At 54.0% G+C, this 20,455-nt stretch carries 16 protein-coding genes; 8 read left to right on the top strand and 8 right to left on the bottom strand.

The features are described from left to right. Positions 1 to 6: 6 nt before the first annotated feature. From EGT74_RS22425 to rfbD, 5 genes are read left to right on the top strand one after another with little or no spacing between them, the layout of a single operon-like run. Positions 7 to 1,320, top strand: a complete 1,314-nt coding sequence (locus tag EGT74_RS22425) for a UDP-glucose dehydrogenase family protein (RefSeq protein WP_123848765.1) — start codon at positions 7 to 9, stop codon at positions 1,318 to 1,320. A gap of 12 nt (positions 1,321 to 1,332) precedes the next feature. Then, complete coding sequence (locus EGT74_RS22430) at positions 1,333 to 2,277, top strand: UDP-glucuronic acid decarboxylase family protein (RefSeq protein ID WP_123848766.1); 945 nt, start codon at positions 1,333 to 1,335, stop codon at positions 2,275 to 2,277. 27 nt (positions 2,278 to 2,304) lie between these two features. After that, positions 2,305 to 3,360 (top strand): dTDP-glucose 4,6-dehydratase, encoded by a 1,056-nt coding sequence (gene rfbB, locus EGT74_RS22435; protein ID WP_123848767.1) that lies wholly within the window; start codon positions 2,305 to 2,307, stop codon positions 3,358 to 3,360. Further along, positions 3,360 to 3,920: a dTDP-4-dehydrorhamnose 3,5-epimerase gene (rfbC, locus tag EGT74_RS22440; RefSeq protein WP_123848768.1), complete on the top strand. Its 561-nt coding sequence runs from the start codon at positions 3,360 to 3,362 to the stop codon at positions 3,918 to 3,920. The genes rfbB and rfbC overlap by 1 nt, the downstream gene beginning before the upstream one ends. 4 nt (positions 3,921 to 3,924) lie before the next feature. Next, complete coding sequence (gene rfbD, locus EGT74_RS22445) at positions 3,925 to 4,776, top strand: dTDP-4-dehydrorhamnose reductase (RefSeq protein ID WP_123848769.1); 852 nt, start codon at positions 3,925 to 3,927, stop codon at positions 4,774 to 4,776. Between the two features lie 2 nt (positions 4,777 to 4,778). Here rfbD and EGT74_RS22450 read toward each other — a convergent pair whose 3' ends face one another. Continuing rightward, entirely contained in the window at positions 4,779 to 5,432 is a 654-nt protein-coding gene (locus EGT74_RS22450) for an ABC transporter ATP-binding protein (protein WP_123848770.1), read from the bottom strand. Positions 5,433 to 5,531: 99 nt separating this feature from the next. On the opposite strand from EGT74_RS22450, the gene EGT74_RS22455 reads away from it, so the two are divergent. Further along, positions 5,532 to 5,753 carry a DUF2795 domain-containing protein gene (locus EGT74_RS22455; protein ID WP_012794455.1) on the top strand — a complete coding sequence of 74 codons (222 nt, stop codon included), beginning with the start codon at positions 5,532 to 5,534 and terminating at the stop codon, positions 5,751 to 5,753. Positions 5,754 to 5,872: 119 nt separating this feature from the next. On the opposite strand, the gene EGT74_RS22460 is transcribed toward EGT74_RS22455, so the two are convergent. From EGT74_RS22460 to EGT74_RS22480, 5 genes are all read right to left on the bottom strand, one after another. Beyond that, positions 5,873 to 6,685 (bottom strand): enoyl-ACP reductase FabI, encoded by an 813-nt coding sequence (locus tag EGT74_RS22460; protein ID WP_123848771.1) that lies wholly within the window; start codon positions 6,683 to 6,685, stop codon positions 5,873 to 5,875. A gap of 48 nt (positions 6,686 to 6,733) precedes the next feature. Continuing rightward, positions 6,734 to 8,386, bottom strand: coding sequence for a DNA repair protein RecN (gene recN / locus EGT74_RS22465; RefSeq protein ID WP_123848772.1), 1,653 nt, complete (start codon positions 8,384 to 8,386; stop codon positions 6,734 to 6,736). Between the two features lie 30 nt (positions 8,387 to 8,416). Further along, positions 8,417 to 9,904 (bottom strand): tetratricopeptide repeat protein, encoded by a 1,488-nt coding sequence (locus EGT74_RS22470; protein ID WP_123848773.1) that lies wholly within the window; start codon positions 9,902 to 9,904, stop codon positions 8,417 to 8,419. Between the two features lie 76 nt (positions 9,905 to 9,980). After that, on the bottom strand, positions 9,981 to 10,733 hold the full coding sequence (locus EGT74_RS22475; RefSeq protein ID WP_123848774.1) for a zinc ribbon domain-containing protein: 753 nt from the start codon (positions 10,731 to 10,733) through the stop codon (positions 9,981 to 9,983). A 3-nt stretch (positions 10,734 to 10,736) separates the two neighbouring features. Then, positions 10,737 to 11,831, bottom strand: a complete 1,095-nt coding sequence (locus tag EGT74_RS22480; RefSeq protein ID WP_123848775.1) for a Nif3-like dinuclear metal center hexameric protein — start codon at positions 11,829 to 11,831, stop codon at positions 10,737 to 10,739. 78 nt (positions 11,832 to 11,909) lie between these two features. On the opposite strand from EGT74_RS22480, the gene EGT74_RS22485 reads away from it, so the two are divergent. Continuing rightward, positions 11,910 to 13,430 (top strand): carboxypeptidase M32, encoded by a 1,521-nt coding sequence (locus tag EGT74_RS22485; RefSeq protein WP_123848776.1) that lies wholly within the window; start codon positions 11,910 to 11,912, stop codon positions 13,428 to 13,430. A gap of 605 nt (positions 13,431 to 14,035) precedes the next feature. On the opposite strand, the gene EGT74_RS22490 is transcribed toward EGT74_RS22485, so the two are convergent. Together EGT74_RS22490 and EGT74_RS22495 are read right to left on the bottom strand one after the other, a co-directional pair. Next, entirely contained in the window at positions 14,036 to 14,713 is a 678-nt protein-coding gene (locus tag EGT74_RS22490; RefSeq protein WP_123848777.1) for a rhodanese-like domain-containing protein, read from the bottom strand. A 36-nt stretch (positions 14,714 to 14,749) separates the two neighbouring features. Then, the gene (locus tag EGT74_RS22495) at positions 14,750 to 15,352 is read right to left on the bottom strand and encodes a methyltransferase domain-containing protein (protein ID WP_123848778.1); all 603 of its coding nucleotides are present in this window, start codon (positions 15,350 to 15,352) and stop codon (positions 14,750 to 14,752) included. A 212-nt stretch (positions 15,353 to 15,564) separates the two neighbouring features. Here EGT74_RS22495 and EGT74_RS22500 point away from each other — a divergent pair, with 212 nt between their 5' ends. Further along, positions 15,565 to 20,418 carry a PKD domain-containing protein gene (locus EGT74_RS22500; protein ID WP_123848779.1) on the top strand — a complete coding sequence of 1,618 codons (4,854 nt, stop codon included), beginning with the start codon at positions 15,565 to 15,567 and terminating at the stop codon, positions 20,416 to 20,418. Positions 20,419 to 20,455 lie beyond the last annotated feature (37 nt).

Here is a 20,455-nt window from a genome sequence, read left to right on the forward strand (position 1 = left end):
CCCCGCATGAAGATTACCGTTGTAGGCACCGGATACGTAGGACTCGTTACCGGTACCTGTTTTGCCGAAACAGGCAATGATGTTACCTGTGTAGACATCGACGTCAATAAAGTAAACAAACTCTCCGCCGGCCAGATTACCATTTATGAGCCTGGCCTGGAAAAGTTATTTGAAAGAAACCTCAAAGAGGGGCGCCTGCACTTTACCACGCAGCTGGCCGAAGGCATCAAAGACGCACAGGTAATATTCCTGGCGCTGCCGACTCCGCCGGGAGAAGACGGCTCCGCCGATCTTTCCTACATTCTGCGGGTGGCCGACCAATTAGGCGGGCTGCTCCAGGATTATAAAGTGATTGTTGATAAAAGTACCGTACCTGTTGGTACCGCTGATAAAGTGCACGCAGCGATTGCGAAAAACGCCAAAGTGGAATTTGATGTGGTATCGAACCCCGAGTTTTTACGGGAAGGAGTAGCCGTGGAAGACTTTATGAAACCGGACAGGGTGGTGATCGGCACACAATCCGAAAGAGCCCGCAAAATAATGGGCGACCTGTATGCCCCGTTCGTACGCCAGGGTAACCCGATTATTTTTATGGACGAAAAATCGGCCGAGCTCACCAAATATGCCGCCAACTCTTTCCTCGCCACCAAAATCTCTTTCATGAACGAGATCGCGATCCTTTGCGAAAAGCTGGGAGCCGATGTAGACATGGTGCGCAGGGGTATCGGCAGCGACGACCGGATTGGCAAACGTTTCCTCTTCCCCGGCATCGGGTATGGCGGAAGCTGCTTCCCGAAAGACGTACAGGCACTCGTTAAATCCTCTCAGGAGGCTGCCTATGACTTCCGAATCCTGGAAGCCGTAATGGACGTGAATGAAAAACAAAAGCTGTTTCTGCTGCCGAAAATCCAGGCTTATTTTGGCAATGACCTGAAAGGCAAACATTTCGCGCTGTGGGGCCTGGCTTTCAAACCTAATACAGACGATATCCGGGAAGCTCCGGCCTTATATATTATCGATGCACTCGTGGGCGCCGGCGCTACCGTGTCGGTATTTGACCCTGAAGCGGCATCGAATGTGCAGCAACTGATCGGCGACAAGGTAACATATGCCGAAAGCCAATACGCAGCCCTTGAAAATGCCGATGCGCTGATCATCGCAACCGAATGGAGCGTATTCCGTACGCCCGACTTCGATAAAATCGGTGCCGTACTCAAACAAAAAGCCATTTTCGACGGGCGTAATCTTTTTGAAGTGCCCCGTATGCAGGAACTTGGATTTTATTACGAAAGTGTGGGCCGCTCCGCTGCAAAACCTTAAACCCTGCCTGACATGACAAAAAAACGCATATTAATCACCGGCGCCGCCGGCTTTCTCGGGTCTCACCTTTGCGACCGGTTCATCAAGGAAGGTTTCCATGTCATCGGCATGGATAACCTGCTGACAGGGAACATCAAAAATATCGAGCACCTTTTCCCGCTGCCGCAGTTTGAATATTACCATCACGACGTCACCAAGTTCGTGCATGTGCCGGGTGAACTGGATTATATCCTCCACTTCGCCTCCCCTGCCAGCCCGATCGACTATCTCAAAATGCCGATCCAGACACTGAAAGTAGGCTCGCTGGGTACGCATAACCTGCTGGGGCTTGCCAAAGATAAAAAGGCGCGCATCCTGGTGGCATCTACCTCTGAAGTATATGGCGATCCGAATATCCACCCGCAGCCGGAAGAATACTGGGGCAATGTAAACCCCGTTGGCCCACGCGGCGTGTACGACGAAGCCAAACGTTTTATGGAGTCCATCACCATGGCCTATCATAATTTCCATGGTGTAGATACCCGCATCATCCGTATCTTCAACACGTACGGTCCCCGTATGCGGCTCGACGATGGCCGCGCCCTGCCGGCATTTATGAGCCAGGCCCTGACCGGGCAGGATCTCACCGTGTTCGGCGACGGCTCCCAGACACGTTCGTTCTGTTATGTGGACGACCTGGTGGAAGGCATCTTCCGCCTGTTGATGAGCGACTATCATCTGCCCGTGAACATCGGCAACCCCGCGGAAATTTCACTGCTGGAGTTTGCGGAAGAAATCATCGCCCTTACCGGTACCAAACAGAAGATTGTTTTCCACGAACTCCCGAAAGACGATCCGAAACAACGCAAGCCGGATATTACCAAGGCGAAACAATTGCTGGGTTGGGAACCGAAGGTTGACCGGAAAGAAGGGCTGAAGATTACGTACGAATATTTTAAACAGGCATTGGGAAAATAATTACAATTTCCCCGACAACTTCGAACCATGAAGAAAAAGCTTTTGATCACAGGGGGAGCCGGCTTCATCGGCTCTCATGTAGTGCGGCTGTTTGTCAATAAATACCCGGAGTATCTTATTGTAAACGGCGACGCGCTCACCTACGCTGGTAATCTTGAAAACCTGGCGGATGTGAAAGGTCAGCCGAATTACGTATTCGAAAAAGTTGACATTACGGATGAAAATGCCGTGAATGCCCTGTTCGAAAAATACGGGTTCGACGGTGTGATCCACCTCGCCGCCGAAAGCCATGTAGATCGTTCGATACTCGACCCGCTGGCTTTCATCAGAACCAACGTGCTGGGTACCGCCGTGCTGCTCAATGCATGCAGGAAATACTGGAAAGACGATATGGAGAATAAACGCTTCTATCATGTTTCCACCGACGAAGTATACGGCTCTTTGGGTGAAGAAGGATTGTTTACCGAGGAAACGCCATATGATCCCCGCAGCCCGTACTCCGCGTCCAAAGCCAGCTCCGACCACTTTGTAAGAGCTTATTATCATACCTACCACCTGCCGGTTGTATTGAGCAATTGTTCGAATAACTATGGTTCGAATCACTTCCCCGAGAAACTGATTCCGCTGGCGATTCACAATATCAGGAACAACAAACCCGTACCGGTGTACGGTAAAGGCGAAAACGTGCGCGACTGGCTGTTTGTGGAAGATCATGCCCGCGCCATCGATACGATCTTCCACCAGGGCCGCATCGGTGAAACGTACAACATCGGCGGGTTCAATGAATGGAAAAATATCGACCTCATCCGCTTGTTGTGTGACGTGATGGACCGTAAACTGGGTCGTCCCGAAGGCACTTCCGCCCAACTCATCACCTTCGTAAAAGACCGTGCGGGGCATGATTTGCGCTACGCCATCGATGCATCGAAGCTGAATAAGGAACTGGGCTGGTCGCCCAGCCTGCAATTCGAGGAAGGGCTTGAGAAAACGGTCGACTGGTACCTGGCCAACGAGGAATGGCTGCAACACGTTACCAGCGGAGCTTATCAACAGTATTACGAAACACAATACCAGCAGCGCTAATGCCATTTATTGAAACCGGCATCCCTGATCTCCTGATTTACGAGCCTAAAGTACACGGAGATCACAGGGGCTATTTTTTTGAAAGCTATAACGCCAACACCTTCCGTGACGAAGGAGTTGACATCGTCTTCGTGCAGGACAACCAGGCCCGATCCACCTACGGTGTTCTACGCGGCCTTCATTTCCAGCTGGCGCCTTATGCACAAACGAAGCTCATCCGGGCCCTCGAAGGGCGTATCCTGGACGTGGTCGTAGACCTCCGCAAGGGGTCGCCCGCCTACGGGAAAATATATACCATCGAACTGTCGGCCGAGAACAAACGCCAGCTGCTGGTGCCGCAAGGCTTTGCCCACGGGTATTCCGTTTTGAGCGAAACCGCGGAAGTCATGTACAAATGCGATAATTTTTATCATAAAGCCAGCGAAGGCGGCATTTTATACAACGACCCGGCACTGGCCATCGACTGGGGCATTCCCCTGGAGGCGGCCAAGGTATCCGACAAAGACCTGGTGCTGCCGTTGCTGGCCGATTGCGAACATAATTTTGAATACAAACCATAGATTCATGAAGAACATCCTGGTAACAGGTGCCAAAGGTCAGTTAGGCCAGGCATTACAATCCATCGCCGCGCAATACCCGGAATTTAACCTGCTGTATACCGACAGGGAGGAACTGGATATTACCGATGAAGCTGCCGTTGACGCATTTTTCGGCAGCACACCCGTGCATGCCGTGGTGAACTGTGCTGCCTATACGGCGGTGGATAAAGCAGAGCAGGATGAGGAAGCCGCTTTCCGCCTGAACTTTCAGGCTCCCCTGATACTGGCGGAGGCTGCGGTGAAGCACAACAGCGGGTTCATCCATATTTCAACCGATTATGTATTCGATGGCCGCGCCAGCCGCCCTTACACGGAAAACGACGAAACGGCGCCGCAGAGCATCTACGGCAGCTCCAAGCTCCGCGGCGAGGCCACAGTGTTGAGCATTCACCCCCAGGCTATCGTATTGCGCACTTCCTGGCTCTACTCCCGATATGGGGTGAATTTCGCGCTGCGCATGCAGCAGCTGATGCGGGAAAAGGAAAGCCTGAACGTGGTGTTCGACCAAACCGGTACCCCCACCTACGCGCCCGACCTGGCAGGGGCCATTTTTGCCATCCTGCAGCACCCGGGAGAAGAAAACGGAGGGGTATATCACTACAGCAACGAAGGAGTGGCCAGCTGGTACGACTTTGCAATCGCGATTAAGGCCCTTACGGGCGCATCCTGCGCCATCAACCCGGTTACGTCGGACCAGTACCCCACCCCGGCAGAACGGCCCGCTTACAGCGTGCTGAACAAGGGAAAAATCAAATCCACTTTCGGGATTACCATACCTTACTGGAAAGACAGTTTGGCAGTTTGCCTGGCAAAATAATCTTAGCTGACTATTTTCCCGTCTTTCATCACTAACTGGCGATCACTCATGGTCGCCAGTTCTTCGTTATGGGTAACGATGATGAAGGTCTGACCGAACTGGTCACGGAGCTGAAGAAAAAGCTGGTGCAGCTCACGGGCGTTGCGGGAATCGAGGTTACCGGTAGGCTCGTCGGCCATGATCACATCCGGCTTGTTGATAAGGGCCCGGGCCACTGCTACCCTTTGCTGCTCCCCGCCCGACAGTTCACCGGGGCGGTGCTCCAGGCGCTCTTTGAGGCCCAGGGTTTCCAGCAAAAAGGTGGCCCGTTCCTTTACCGCGCTTTTTTTGGCGCCGGCGATAAAACCCGGGATACAAACGTTTTCCAGGGCGCTGAACTCGGGCAGCAGGTGATGGAACTGGAAAATGAAGCCAATATGGCGGTTCCGGAAGTCGGCCAGCTTCCTGCCCTGTAAAGTGCTCGTTTGCACGTCGTTAATGAAGATTTGGCCGCCGGAAGGGGCATCCAGCGTACCCAGAATGTGCAGCAGCGTGCTTTTGCCCGCACCGGAAGAGCCCACAATGGTCACTATTTCACCCTTACTGACAGAAATATCCACTCCTTTTAAAACCGGCAGGTTGGAATAATTTTTGGTAACATTGCGAGCAACAAGCATAACCGAACGAAGTAATTAACCGTTAAAATAGTAATAGTTGTTTATTTCAAATTAAATAATACTTTTGCGAAAATTTGGAAAAGTAAAAATTTATATACGATGTACTGGACCTTAGAATTAGCTTCGTACCTGGAGGATGCTCCATGGCCCGCTACCAAAGACGAACTCATAGACTACGCCATCCGTTCCGGTGCACCCATCGAAGTTATCGAAAACTTGCAGGAACTGGAAGATGAAGGAGAAATTTATGAAGGTATTGAGGATATCTGGTCTGATTATCCGTCGCAAGACGATTTCTTCTTCAACGAAGACGAATATTAGTCATTGTCCCCCGTCCCGGGCACCCCTCAGCGTGTTCCTATGCTGAAAAAAACTAAAAGGAAAGTGTAAAAAGTATTTCACTTCTTACGCTTTCCTTTTTTTTATTGCCGTCTGCGGTATTATTTCTCCATCTGCTCCGCCACAGGCAATGAAATGCCGGTGTAGGAGAAACCTCCGTCGTGGAAGAGGTTCTGCATGGTGACCATGCGGGTATAGTCTGAAAACAGCGTTACGGTGTAATCAGCACACTGGTCGGCCGAGGCATTGCCCAGCGGGCTCATTTTCTCGGCATAGGCCATGAAACCGTCGAAGCCTTTTACGCCGCTGCCGGCCGTGGTTTTGGTGGGAGACTGTGAAATGGTGTTGATGCGTACTTTCTTTTTCACGCCGTAATGGTAGCCGAAACTGCGGGAAATGGATTCCAGCATGGATTTGGCATCCGCCATATCGCTGTAATCGGGGAACACCCTTTGCGCGGCGATATAGGTAAGTGCCACCACGGAGCCCCATTCGTTGAGGGCATCCAGTTTATAGGCGGTTTGCAATACGCGGTGGAGCGACATGGCAGAGATGTCGAGCCCTTTGTGAAAAAAGTCGTAATCCAGGTCAGTATAGGGTTTTCCTTTACGAACGTTCACACTCATACCAATCGAGTGCAGCACGAAGTCGATCTTACCGCCGAAGTGCTCCATAGATTTGGTAAACAGGTTATTAAGGTCATCCATGCTGGTAGCGTCCGCGGCGATCACCGGGGCGTTGCAGGCTTCCGCCAGTTTGTTCAGCTCACCCATGCGCAGCGCAATAGGGGCGTTGGTCAGCACGATCTGTGCGCCTTCCTGTACGCAGCGCTCTGCAGTTTTCCACGCAATGGAATTAGAATCCAGTGCTCCAAAGATGATCCCTTTCTTCCCTTGTAATAAGTTATGAGCCATTGATTAAAATTTGGGCAAATTTAGCCGTTTAAACCGAAAATTGAAATGTTATTGCGTAACCATCTCCCGCGCGTTTTCCAAAGCTGCGGCCGTGGGCTTCTCCCCGCTCAGCATTTTGGCAATGGCGGTGATGCGTTCTTCCTGCGTCAGCAGGCGCACATGGGTATGCACCTTCTCCCCTTCCAGCTGCTTGTACACAAAGTAATGCGCGTCTGCTTTTCCGGCCAGCTGCGGCTGGTGGGTGATGCATACCACCTGATGGCCGCGGGCCAGTTCTTTCATGATAATCCCCACCTGGCGCGCCGCTTCCCCTGAAATACCGGTATCGATTTCATCGAATATCAGGGTGGGTAATGCCACCGAACGCGCCACCAGCGATTTGATGCACAGCATCAGCCTGCTCAGCTCCCCACCGGAAGCCACCTTGCGGATGGGACCGAACTGGTTGCCCTTGTTGGCGTCGAACAAAAACTCTATCACGTCCTGGCCGTACAATTGCAGCGGCCCCTGCTGGATATCCACCTTTATGCGCGCATTGGGCATCCCCACCTGTGCCAGCAGGGCGTTCACCTTCTGTTCAAAAGGCTCCACCTTTGCCTTGCGCTCGCGGGTAATGGCGCTGGCGGCCTGTTCCAGCTGCTGCTGCAGCACCGCGATATTTTTCTGCAGCTCCAGGATGCGGTCGTCGAGGTTCAGCATGCCCTGGAGTTTCTGATCGAGATCTGCCTGGATGGCCAGCAATTCGCCTGTATTGTGGGCATTGTGTTTCTTGAGCAGCCGGTTAGCCATGTTGAGCCTTTCCGTCAGCTGCTCCAGCCGCTCTCCGTCAAACTGCACGTGATCATTGAGCTGCTCCACTTCGGCCGCAATGTCCTGTAGCTCGAGATAACTGCTTTGCATCCTCTCGGAGAGCGCGGGGATGTCTTTATGATAAGCGGCCAGCGTTTGCAGAGAGGCCTGTAACTGGCGAAGCTGCTGTAACACCGGCTGCTCGTCTTCACTCAGCTGAAAACAGATGCGGTTCAGCGTGCCCTTGATTTCCTCGGCGTGGCTCAGCATCTGCTGCTCCGCCTCGAGGGCCTCAACTTCACCGTCCTGCAAAGCCGCTTCCAGCAATTCGTCGAGTAAAAATTTATGATAGTCGGATTCTTTATTGGCATGATCGCGCTGCTGCTCCAGTTCTTTGAGTTCTTTTTGCAGGCGGCTGTAGTCCCTGAACTGGCGGGTGTACAGCTGCAGCTGGTCGTGGTGGCCGGCCAGCGCATCGATCACCTGCCGCTGGAAGTCTGATTTTTCCAGCTCAAGGGTATCAAACTGCTGGTGCAGGTCTACCAGCAGGCCGCTCAGTTCGGAGAGCTGCCCGAGGTTGACGGGCGTATCGTTGATAAAGGCCCTGGATTTACCGGCGGCTGAGATCTCGCGGCGGATGATCACCCCTTCCTCGAGGTCGAGCTCATTGGCTTCAAAAAAGGCCTGCACCTGCTCTCTTTTCACTTTAAACTGCCCCTCTATCACACACTTCCTTGTTTTGTCGAACAACACCGAAGGGTCTGCCCGCTCACCCAATATAAGGCTGAGCGCCCCCAGCAGAATGGATTTACCTGCACCTGTTTCGCCGGTAATGACATTGAGGTTGGCGGAAAAATCCACTTCCAGTTGCTCAATGATCGCGTAATTCTGAATAACTAAGCGGAATAACATAATGGTGTTTGCAAGTGTATTGTAAATTAACTACTTCCCGTCCAGCCGCAACAATCCCGCTTTCGCGCGCTGGTCGAGCGAGTTTTTGTAATCGTGGCCCTGCATGTCGAGGCAGGTTTGGAAGCTCTGCCGCGCTTTGCCTTTGTCGCCCATCTTTTCATAAATATAGCCTAATTGCAGGGCAGAGCGTGCAGCAAAATATTCAGGGCGGTTGCTGCCGATCCTGATAGTGGTTTCATAGAGGCGCATGGCGTTGGTATCCAGCCCCATTTCATCGTAAATACGGCCCAGGCGGTAAGCGTATTCAAGTTTTTCGGATACGGTGCTGAAGTCGCCGGCACGTTTGGCCAGCAAAAGGTCGCGGGCGGCTGTGTACTGGCCGCCATCGCTCAGCAGCCGGGCTTTTAACAGCGTAGGATTGGGCCATGCGCCGCTTTTGGCCTCTTTCTGCGCCTGTTTGTCGGCATCCGTTTCCGTGTTCCCACGCGATGCAACCAGCCCCCGGTACTTATTGGCCATGGCCATATTGCCTTTCAGGTAATACGCCCAGCTGAGGCGCTGCAGCGCTTCCTTCACATAAAATTTACCCCGGAAGTTATTCACGAACCTTTCGAGATACGCTATGGCATCCTCATCCTGGCGCTCCAGTTTCATGATGCCCAGCACGTAGTTGTGATAATGAATATCGGCGTATTCGGCGGTATGATTGAACTCCTGGAGCACTTTAATGCCCTGGTCGGCTTTCTGGTTATTCATCGACAGGTTGGCCACCATGAGCGCGAACAGGTAATTATGCTCGGTATCCAGCCGCTTCTGCTGGATGAACTGCCAGAGCTGTTCGGGTTTATTTTCGATGAACAATTTCAGGTAGCAGTAGTAATAATAGCTTTCTTCGCGGAATGCCACCGCAGTGGGATCGTTGCTATTGATGAATCCCTGCAGCAGCGCCATCCCGTCTTTGATACTGCCCCGCAGGCCGAGGATGTTCGTGATCCATTTATAGCCTTCGGGAATGGTGCCGAACACGGTTTGCATGGATCCCACCATCATGTTGTTCGGTAAAAACTGGGGGAACTTACGCTGGTTTTCTTTCAGCGTCAAGTAAGCCTTGCGTATTTCCCAGACGGCGTCCCACTTCTCCCCGAACTTCACTTTTACCATGGCCCACTGGAACTTGATGGCGGCCTGCGTATAGAGGTAATACGGCGAGCCGGACGGGCCTTCACTCATCAGGTCGAGCCGGGTGCCGCGCAGCTTGCGCTGCCGGGCATACACATCGGGATCTTCGTTGAAGAACAGGGTGAAAAAATCGATGTAGTTATCCAGGAAATAAGGAATGAGGTTATCGGGGTTGCTGCGCTTTTCTTCCTCCAGCATGGCCCTGCCGGTATTGAGCCGGAGCTGCATGATGGCATCGTAGGCCTGCTGGCAGCGGGTATTGAACTCATACTTCTTCTCCCGTGCACTTACGTGAACGGATATACTGCAGCAGATCGCGATGATGAAAATAAAACGCATAGGGGCAAAAATAAGGAACTCCGCGCAATGGACATGCGCGGAGTTCCTTTATAATGATAAGTTATCGTACCGGTGCTTAGATGGTAACGGTGGCATCCAGGTCGTTATCCACCACGATGCGGCCGCAATGCTCGCATACGATGATTTTCTTGCGCTGGCGGATTTCAGCCTGGCGCTGGGGCGGAATAGCGTTGAAACAGCCGCCGCAGGAATCACGTACGATGGTCACCACGGCCAGGCCGTTGCGGTAGTTCTTACGGATTTTTTCATACGCCTGCAGCAGACGCGCGTCTACCTTTTCACGGGCGTCTTCGCTCTGTTTTTCGAAAGCCCTTTCCTCTTTATCGGTTTCACTGATGATTTTCTCCAGTTCGCCTTTTTTATGCTTCAGGTTCTGCTCCTTCTCCGATACAGCTTTCTTTGCTACTTCCAGGGTGCGGTTCTTATCCTTGATCTCTTCGTTGGCGTCTTTGATATGTTTCTCTGCCAGCTTGATCTCCAGGTTCTGCATTTCGATCTCTTTGGAGATCGCTTCGAACTCACGGCTGTTCTTCACATTGTCCTGCTGCTTCTCGTATTTCTTCGCCAGGGCTTCCGCTTCTTTAATGGCTGCTTTTTTGGAAGCCACAAAGTCGGTAATGCCTTTGATCTCATCTTCAATATGAGTCTGGCGGTGATTGAGGCCCTCGATTTCGTCTTCCAGGTCACGTACTTCCATCGGCAACTCACCTTTCAGTACCTGGATTTCGTCCAACTTGGAATCGATCTTCTGTAATTTCAGTACAGCGACCAGCTTCTCCTCAACGTTGTATTCTTTAACAGTAGCCATGTATTATAAATAATTTACCGGGTTTGTATTGATGGTAGATTTTAGAGGCGCAAATTTACGGAAATTTTCAGTCAATATATGATAAAATAAGTCCACTGCGAACTGTTCGCTCTCAAAATGTCCCACATCCGCTATAATCAATTGATTTTCAGCATCAAAAAATTCATGGTATTTAAAGTCGGCGGACACGAAGGCGTCTGCCCCGGCCGATTTTGCCTGTTTCAGCAGAAAACTGCCGGCCCCGCCACAGAGGGCCACCTGCCGGACTTTTTTACCGCGCAGGGGGGTATACCGTACACAGGCGGTATTGAACCGCTCCTTCACGAGGTGCAAAAAGTCCATTTCGTCCATTTCCGCCGGTAATGTGCCAATGAGACCGGATCCCACTTCCGCATAGGCATTCTCCAGCTTCACCACGTCGTACGCCACCTCCTCGTAAGGATGATGCTGCAGCAACGCCCGGATCACCCAGTCTTCGAGATGGGCCGGGAAAATCACTTCTATCCTGGTTTCCTCCTCCAGGTGCCTTTCCCCGGGTTTTCCCACATAGGGGTCCGTATCCGGTGCGCCTTTGAAGGTGCCGGTGCCGTTGCTGTAAAAGCTGCATTCCCTGTATTTGCCGATATGGCCGGCCCCGGCGGCAAAAAGGGCGGCCCGCACAATTTCGGCGTCGGCAAGGGGGGCGAAGGTGTATAACTTGCGCAGCAGTTCCCTTTTGGGGGCCAGTACCCGGGTATGTTGCAGGTCCAGCCGCGCCGCCATCATGGCGCTCACCCCTCCCCGCACATTGTCAAGGTTGGTATGGGCGGCATATACGGCGATATCGTTTTTAATGGCTTTGATGGCCACCCGCTCCACGTAATTGCGGCCGGTGATCTTTTTCAGCCCGCCGAACACGATGGGATGATGGGCCACCACCAGGTTGCATCCTTTTTCCTTCGCTTCGTCGAGCACCGCTTCGGTAGCATCCAGCGTGAGCAGCACGCCGGTCACGGGTGTTTCCGGGCTGCCGAAAATAAGGCCGGCGTTGTCATAATGCTCCTGGTAACTCAGCGGGGCAAATGCTTCCAGCACTTGTATTATATCGTGGATGTACATATCTTATCTTGGATTTTATTCCGGCTGCCAGCCCCGGTTTGAGCAGGTTCCTTAGATTTGTAAAATAAAATGGTTTTAATGACAGTACAAAAAACTTCAGCCGACCTTTACCAGGATTATGTTGAAAAGATGCAGAAAATAGCGGATGTCCGGAATGCCATGTCTGTATTGGGTTGGGACCAGGAAACATACCTTCCCCCCGCAGGCGCCACCTTCCGGGGGCGGCAACTGACCACCCTCAGCACCATTGCCCACGAACTCTTTGCCGACGAATCGCTGGGCGGCCTGCTCCGAGAGCTGGGCAACCGCACCGACCTGAGCGCCATCCAGCAAAAGAACGTGGCCCTTTCCCTCGAAGATTACGAAAAGAACCGCAAATACCCGGCGGCTTTTGTTGCCGAAATGTCGTCGGCCACCAACGCCGCATACCACGCCTGGATCAAGGCGCGCAAGGAAAATAACTTTGCCGTTTTTGAACCACTGCTGGCCAAAATGGTGGATCTGAAAAAACGGGAAGCAGATATCCTCGGTTACACCGGGCACCCCTACGATGCGCTGCTGAACGAATATGAAAGAGGCGCCGACGTGCAGATGCTCGATACCATCTTCAGGGACGTGAAAAACTCCCTCCTGCCGCTGTTGCAACAGATCGCGCTGCGCGATGTGCCGGACCGTAAGTTCCTGGCCCGTCACTATCCCAAAGACCAGCAATGGGAATTCGGGCTGGGCATTCTCCGCTCGATGGGCTACGACTTCAATGCGGGCCGGCAGGATGTGTCCGAACACCCCTTCACCACCAGCTTCAACCCGCGCGATGTGCGCGTGACCACCCGCATCGACGAGCAGGACCTGGGCAATATGACCTGGAGCTGCATCCACGAAGGCGGGCATGCGTTGTACGAACAGGGGCTGCCGGCTGAAGAGTACGGCCTGCCATGCGGCGAGGCGGCCAGCCTGGGCATCCACGAGTCGCAATCGCGGTTATGGGAAAACAATGTAGGCCGCAGCCTCATTTTCTGGCAGCATCACTACGGCAACCTGCAGGGCATCTTCCGCAGCAACCTCCTGGCAGTGCCTCTGCAGAATTTCTATAAAGCCATCAACCTCGTGCAGCCCTCGCTCATCCGCACGGAAGCCGATGAACTGACTTATCACTTCCACGTGATGATCCGCTACGAAATCGAAAAAGGCCTGCTCGATGGCAGCCTGCAGACTAAAGACCTGCGCGACATCTGGAACCAGTATTACCTCGATTACCTGCAGGTGAAAGTGCCCGACGACCTGCGGGGCGTGTTGCAGGACATTCACTGGTCGCACGGCAGCTTCGGCTACTTCCCCACCTACTCGCTCGGCAGTTTTTATGCGGCGCAGCTGTACAACACCGCCGTAAAGCAGGTGCCGGGGCTCGAAAACGCCATTGCCTCCGGCAACTACAACACACTGCTGGAATGGCTCCGCAACAACATCCACCGTTACGGGCGCTTCTATACGTCCAATGAATTGTGCGAAAAAGTAACCGGGGAAAAACTCTCGTTCAAACACTTCCTCGCATACGCGGAAAAGAAGTACGGCGGAATCTATGAGTTAAATGAACAATAATGCTGAAAAAGGGCTGTATCAAAAGTGCGATACAGCCCTTTTTATTCGGGTACCTGATGAAGACAGGTAGTCATTCAAGCGATTCCCGAGGTCCCTTTTTTAGTTTTGATACAGTCTCTTCTTTAAAACAGATAGTCACTTAAGCGATTCCCAGGCCCTCTTTTATTTCCGATACGGCCTCTTTTTTAAACCAGATAGTCACCCAAGCGATTCCCGACGCCCTCTTCTGTTCTGATACAGCCTCTCCTTTTCAATTGACTTCCAGCTTCTACAAACGTGTTTGAACCTATTTTGTCCCCCCTCTTTCCCCGCCTGATGGCAAACCGATTGCAAGACGGCCCTGCCGGTCATCCTTCTGTGATCCTTCGTCGATCCTTGGGCGTTTGTTCGGTGATCCAATAGCGGTTCTCCGACGGTGTTCAACACCCGGGCGGATTTGACGGTGTTTCGACGAAGGATCGACGAAGGATCACAGAAGGATGGCTGGTTTCAGCCACCTTGTATGTCATATCTATCTCATTTTCAATAGCTTCCGGGCGAACAGGCAACTCGCTGCATAAAAAAAGGTTGCTCTGAGAGCAACCTTCACTATGACTTCAGCTGTTTTACTTCACAGCGGCGTTCAATTCTTCCAAAGTAGCCACACCTTCTTTCCGCCACACTTCCTTCCCGTCTTTATACAACACAAAAGTGGGCAGTGTTTTCGCGTGGATGCTGTTCATCACATCGATATCCCGGCCTCCGTCCACATTCAGCACTTTCACTTTTTTGGCGGCCTGGAACTGTTTTACGATGGGCTCCATTTTGCGGCAGGGCGGGCACCAGGCGGCGCCAACATCCACCAGTATCCATTTGCCGGCTTTCACGCCTTTCTCAAAAGCGGCGATGCTCATCTGTGGCCCGGCAGCGGCGCCGGTGAGCGCTTTCCCGGCGTTTTTCCACGCCATCACGCCGCCCGTCAGTTCCACTACCTGCTGATACCCGTTGTCGCGCATCCATTTGGCGGCTGCGGTGCTGCGGCCTCCGCTCAGACAATATATGTAGACGGGCTTCGACTTGTCGAGGTGCTGGATGCGCCCGAAAAACTCTTCTTTTTTGGTGAAATCGGCCTGTAATGCATCGGACAGGTGGCCTGTACCGAACTCTTTGGCGGTGCGCACGTCCAGCAGCTGGATGCCGGGCTGTTGCAGCCCTTTTTCAAATACTTCGGGTGATACCGTGTTTTGAGCCTGGCTGGAGAAGGTAGCCAGCAGCAAAGCGGCCATAAGCAAAATCCTGTTCATTATCGGGTCTGTTGGTCAGACCGTAAAGATAAGGCTTTAACGTTTTCTCGAAAGCGGGTCGAGCTTTCGGAAGTTGATAAACACCTCTTTCCCCTGGCGGGCCGGGTGGGAATTATAACAGGGTGCAAAAGTTTTAAAACTGAAATATGGCTCAAACATGCGGCGGTACACCTTGATGCCGCCGCCAAACGGCGGGCCGGGCGCTTCAAACTCGCGGTTGAAGAGCACACCTACCAGCCGCCCTTCTTCCCACAACAGATCGTACATATGCCGGGCGTAAGCCTGGCGCAGGCTGGGATCGAGCGCGCAGAGGAAGGTCTGCTCGATAATCAGGTCGTACTCTGCTTCGTGCTCGAAAAAGTCGCCGGTCTCGAACTTGATGCCCGTCTGTTCATGCTGCCGCTTGAGGCGGTCGATGACCACGGACGATATGTCGAGCACTGTTACATCGTGAAACCCGGCGTCCCACAGGTACTTGGCCTCATAGCTGTTACCGCCCCCCGGGATCAGGATCCGGAGGTTTTTGTTCGGTAGCTGATCGATGTAATCCCTTAAAGGCGGAGATACAGTTCCCATATCCCATTCGGTTTCGCCGCTCTCGTAGCGCGCGTTCCAATAAGCTTTATCTAATGCCTCCATGCCGCTTAACTGTTTGTACTTTTTGCCTGTTCCCCAGGCAGTTCCGTTTTCAGAGATGCGGGGCCATAGCCCCGGCATGCCGGCAAATTGGTGATAAATCAGCTAACTCATTGAAAACATAATGTTAATACAGACAGATAATTGTTTTTTTAATATTATTTTTACAGTGAAACACCTGCGGCAACCGCAGCACCTACTTTATCCGTATATCCATGATCAACCTGCAACGCGTGTCGAAAGGGCTTATATCTATCCTAATGTTCTGTGCGGTGTTTTTTACCGTGCCGGCCGTTTCGTATGCGCAAACCGCGGGTTTCACGGCCAGCAGGGAATCAGGTTGCGCCCCGCTTACCGTCTCCTTCACCAACACTTCAGATAACGGCGCGCTGAGTTATAGCTGGGACTTCGGCAACGGCGGCTCCGGCACCACCACGCGCGATGCGGACAGGCTTTTCCTCGATCCTGGCACATACACGGTGACGCTTACCGTTACCTACCCTTCCGGGCCCAAAACCTTCAGCAAAAACATCGTGGTATACGCCAATCCGGCACCGGCCTTTTCGGTATCCGCCGTGACAGGCTGTACGCCGCTGCAGGTGCAGTTTACAGACCAGTCAACACCCGGCTCAGGCATCATCCGTGATGTGGTATGGGATTTCGGCGACGGTAATACCTCCACCGCCATTAATCCCAGCCATACCTACAATGTCAGCGGCGTCTTTTCTATTTCCACGATCGTCACCAACAGCTTCGGCTGCTCGCAGGGGCTCACCAAAAGCCGGCTGATCACGGTCGGGCAAACGCCTGCCGTCGATTTTACGGCCGATGTCAGCGGCAGCTGTGTAACGCCCCTTCCCGTCAATTTCCGCAGCAGCGGGCCGGCGGGACTGACCTACAGCTGGGATTTCGGCGACCCGGCATCGGGTGCGGCCAACACGTCCACCGACCAGCATCCGGCTCATGAATACCTGCAGGAAGGGCGCTATACCGTTACGCTCACGGCCAGAACAGCGGAAGGCTGCGAAGCGGTGATCACCAAACAGTCGTTCATCGTCATCGAAAAAACACGGGCCGACTTCAGCGTGCAGGGAGCCGCATGCGCCGGTACCAGCATTGTGCTGGCAAACAATACCACGCCCCGGCCCACGCTTTCCACCTGGACGTTGCCCGACGGCAGCACCCAGCAAAGTGAAAACGCCCTGTTTACTTTCAGTACGCCCGGGGATTACCAGGTGACCCTGAACAGCGGCACGCCCGGCTGTATGGAAACCGTCACCAAAACCATCACAGTGCATGAAGCGCCCCGGGCCAGCTTTACCGTATCGCCCGAGATCGGTTGCGCGGTGCCGTTCACCACGCAATTCACCTCTACGTCCACCGGCGCCGCCGCCTGGCAATGGAATTTCGGCGACGGCAATACGTCCGCCGCGGAATCGCCTTCGCACATTTACGGAACATTCGGCAACTACCCCGTGTCTTTACAGATCACCAGCCAGTATGGCTGTACGGCCAATGTAACCGTGCCGGATGCGGTGCGGATACAGGTGCCGCAAATGACCATCAGCGCTTCGGAGCGGCAGGGATGCCTGCCGTTTACCACTACATTCAGGTCCATGCTGGAGTCCGCCGGCGCCATCACGGCCTGGCACTGGGATTTCGGAGACGGCACCACCTCAACCGAAGCGCAGCCGTCGCATACCTACACAACGCAGGGCGTGTTCACCGCGCGCCTCACCGCCACTGTCACCGGCGGATGTACGCTCGTTCGCGAAATCAGCATGCGTGCCGGGGAAATACCGGTAGTGGAATTCGACGCCAATCCGAAAGCGCCCTGCGCAATCGAGCCGGTGCGGTTTACCAATCTCAGCCAGCCCCGCGGTACGGAGTGGCGCTGGATCTTCCACAATGACAACAGCGGCTCCACCGAGGAAAATCCCACCCATTACTTCCAGACGGAAGGCCTTCATACCATCACACTGGAAGTGAACAACTACGGTTGCCAGCGCACGCTCACCAAAAATAATTTCATCACCATCCTGCCGCCCGTAGCCGATTTTGAATTCACGCAGGTGTGCAGCGACCGTTATTCGGTAACGTTCGATGATGCGTCGGACTTTGGCTCCGTTGCGGGCATGCCGCAATCCTGGAAATGGGAATTCGGCGACGGTACCACTTCCACAGACCAAAATCCCGTGCATGTATTTCCGGCGCCGGGTGAATATCGTGTACGCCTGCTCGTTAGCAACGGCAATTGTGAGGACGATGTGTTCCGCGTGGTGCGCATCATCGATGAAAAACCCGTCATACAGGCAGACAAAGCGGCCGTGTGCGCCGGCAGCCCCGTGGTATTCAGCCGCAATGCGCTGACCGACGCCAATATCCAGGTGTGGCACTGGAGCTGGGGCGACGGAACCACCACCATCAGCTCGGATAACAACATCTCAAAAACCTATCCCAGTGCAGGCACTTACCAGGTCGTGCTGCGGGTGAGGGACCTGAATAACTGCGATACTTATTCCAACACGATATCCGTGCAGGTGAACGAGCCAAGGGCCGACTTCACCTTCGCAGGACGCAATTGCGAAAACGACGAAATCACGTTTACCGATGCCTCCACGGCTACCCATAGCAACAGCATCGTGTCGTGGACCTGGAATTTCAACGACGGCTCCCCCGAGGAAACCCTCACGGCACAACCGCTGGCGCATAAACACGCTTTTGCGAACACGGGTACATACGACGTGCGGCTGCGGGTGACCGATAACGCAGGCTGCCAGCACAGCGTCACCAAAGCAGTGCCGGTAACCGGCGTTACGGCCGACTTCCGCACGGCGAGCAACATCGCCTGCCTCAACCAGGAGAAGCTGTTCAGCAATTTGTCGACCGGCTCCAACCTGCAATACGAATGGAATTTCGGTGATAATACCACCAGCACCGCTGCGCATCCGCTCAAGACCTATACACAGCCGGGCTTATATACCGTTACGCTGAAAGTGACCGGCGGACCGGGTTGTACCGAAACGGTCGTGAAAAAGGATTTCATCAAAGTGCCCGATCCCAAAGCGAAGTTCAGCGTGCCCGGCACCCTCGCCGAATGCCCGCCGGTGCTCGTACAAACCACCAACGAAAGCTCGGACTTCCTCCGTTCTATGTGGGACTTCGGCGACGGCAGCCGCTCCAACCTGCCATCGCCCTCGCACGTGTACAACCTTCCCGGCACCTACACCGTGCAGCTGACCGTATATTCGGAAGGGAACTGCGAAAGCACCACCACCAAACAGATCAAGATAGACGGGCCCATCGGCACCCGCAGCTGGACGCCCAATACAGGCTGCGTACCTTTACAGGCTACCTTCTCGGCCAGTTCGCCGAATGCCGTGAAATATATCTGGGATTTCGACAACGGTACCGTGCTCACCACCACCACCAATACCATCCAGTATAATTATGAACAGCAGGGCGTTTACAGCCCGCGCGTCATCCTCGAAGATGCGAAAGGCTGCCAGGTGCCCGCACAGGGGCCGCGGCAGGATATTATCGCAGACCAGGTGAAGGCCGCATTCGTGGTCGACGACAGCCGCGCCTGCGATGCCGGGGACGTATTTTTCACCGACCGGAGCACCGGCCTGTCGAAAGACCGGCTCGGGCAGGCGCACCAGTTCGCGTGGAACTTCGGTTACGACAACCGCACGGACGATGTGAGCACCCTGCAGCACCCGAGCTTCCTGTATAGCGGCCCCGGTACGTATACCGCACAGGTGGAGGTAACGAGCGTGTATGGCTGTAAAGACATCGCCACCGGTGCGGTAAAAGTAGAGACCCTGCCGCAGGCGCATATCAATCCCATCAGCCCGGTTTGTGCCGGCGATTCCATCCGCCTGTCCGGCCGTGATTTGAAAAACCTGCCCGGCACGCAATGGTCGTGGATAGTGGACGGGCAGCTGTATACCGCCACCAGCGGAGCGCCGAGGCTCGCCTTTAACGATGCGGGACTCCATACGGTGCAGCTGGTCATCCGCAACGAAAACAATAAATGTCCCAATACCGCCACGCTCAGCATTCCCGTGAATCCCGTGCCTTCGCTTGACGTAACGCCGAAGCTGGCCAATATCTGCCTGGGGCAATCACAGCAGCTACAGTCCAACGCGGGCAACGCGCAACTTGTGTGGACGAACTACAACATTTCCAGCAGCACGGCCACCAATCCCATCGTGAGCCCCGCCCGCGATACCGTGTACCGGGCGCACGCCACCAACAGCTTCGGCTGTACCCGCCGCGATTCCATGCGCATCTTGGTTTCGCAGCCGTTTGACGTACGCGCTTCCAACGCCGTGATGTGCAGCGGCAAACAAACGCAGCTGCATGCCACCGGCGCGTTGAGTTACAAGTGGCTGCCGGCAACCGGGTTGAACCGCGCCGATGTGGCCAGCCCGCTGGCCAACCCTGCCGCCACCACCCAGTACCGGGTGATCGGCTACGGCAGGGACAACTGTTTTACCGATACCGCCGATGTGCTGCTCACCGTGCACCCCAGCCCGGAAATCCGCGTCAGCGGCGGGCTGCAGATTGCCGCGGGCACTTCGCAAACGCTCAACGTACAGGGCAGCAGCGATATCACGCAATGGAACTGGTATCCCAACAAATGGATATCCTGCGCCGATTGCCCGGCACCGGTGATCACCCCCAAAGGCGATGTAACGTACAACATCACTGCCACCAACCGGTTCGGTTGCCAGACCATCGCGCTGCTGCTGGTGAAGCTCCTTTGCGACGGCAGCACCGCCTTCATTCCCAACAGCTTCAGCCCGAACGGTGACGGTCAGAATGATGTGTTTTATGTGCGGGGAGGCGGCATCCGTGCGGTGCGGTCGTTCAAAATATTCAACCGCTGGGGACAACTGGTGTTCGAAAGAAACAATTGCAATACCGACGATCCGTCGTGCGGATGGGACGGCCGCTTCAACGGCAAAACCGTCAACCCGGACGTATATATCTATTTCGCCGAACTGACCTGCGACACCGGGGAACCGCTGCTGCTGAAAGGAAATGTGACGGTGCTGCGTTAATATCAGATTAATATTATAAATTTGTATAATTCATAAT

The organism is Chitinophaga lutea, assembly GCF_003813775.1.
Taxonomy (GTDB): Bacteria; Bacteroidota; Bacteroidia; order Chitinophagales; family Chitinophagaceae; genus Chitinophaga; species Chitinophaga lutea.

Excerpts from the sequence above, each read along its gene's own strand:
- EGT74_RS22425 (WP_123848765.1), top strand. The coding sequence starts at position 7 with ATGAAGATTACCGTTGTAGGCACCGGATACGTAGGACTCGTTACCGGT.
- EGT74_RS22430 (WP_123848766.1), top strand. The coding sequence starts at position 1,333 with ATGACAAAAAAACGCATATTAATCACCGGCGCCGCCGGCTTTCTCGGG.
- rfbB (WP_123848767.1), top strand. The coding sequence starts at position 2,305 with ATGAAGAAAAAGCTTTTGATCACAGGGGGAGCCGGCTTCATCGGCTCT.
- rfbC (WP_123848768.1), top strand. The coding sequence starts at position 3,360 with ATGCCATTTATTGAAACCGGCATCCCTGATCTCCTGATTTACGAGCCT.
- rfbD (WP_123848769.1), top strand. The coding sequence starts at position 3,925 with ATGAAGAACATCCTGGTAACAGGTGCCAAAGGTCAGTTAGGCCAGGCA.
- EGT74_RS22450 (WP_123848770.1), bottom strand. The coding sequence starts at position 5,432 with ATGCTTGTTGCTCGCAATGTTACCAAAAATTATTCCAACCTGCCGGTT.
- EGT74_RS22455 (WP_012794455.1), top strand. The coding sequence starts at position 5,532 with ATGTACTGGACCTTAGAATTAGCTTCGTACCTGGAGGATGCTCCATGG.
- EGT74_RS22460 (WP_123848771.1), bottom strand. The coding sequence starts at position 6,685 with ATGGCTCATAACTTATTACAAGGGAAGAAAGGGATCATCTTTGGAGCA.
- recN (WP_123848772.1), bottom strand. The coding sequence starts at position 8,386 with ATGTTATTCCGCTTAGTTATTCAGAATTACGCGATCATTGAGCAACTG.
- EGT74_RS22470 (WP_123848773.1), bottom strand. The coding sequence starts at position 9,904 with ATGCGTTTTATTTTCATCATCGCGATCTGCTGCAGTATATCCGTTCAC.
- EGT74_RS22475 (WP_123848774.1), bottom strand. The coding sequence starts at position 10,733 with ATGGCTACTGTTAAAGAATACAACGTTGAGGAGAAGCTGGTCGCTGTA.
- EGT74_RS22480 (WP_123848775.1), bottom strand. The coding sequence starts at position 11,831 with ATGTACATCCACGATATAATACAAGTGCTGGAAGCATTTGCCCCGCTG.
- EGT74_RS22485 (WP_123848776.1), top strand. The coding sequence starts at position 11,910 with ATGACAGTACAAAAAACTTCAGCCGACCTTTACCAGGATTATGTTGAA.
- EGT74_RS22490 (WP_123848777.1), bottom strand. The coding sequence starts at position 14,713 with ATGAACAGGATTTTGCTTATGGCCGCTTTGCTGCTGGCTACCTTCTCC.
- EGT74_RS22495 (WP_123848778.1), bottom strand. The coding sequence starts at position 15,352 with ATGGAGGCATTAGATAAAGCTTATTGGAACGCGCGCTACGAGAGCGGC.
- EGT74_RS22500 (WP_123848779.1), top strand. The coding sequence starts at position 15,565 with ATGATCAACCTGCAACGCGTGTCGAAAGGGCTTATATCTATCCTAATG.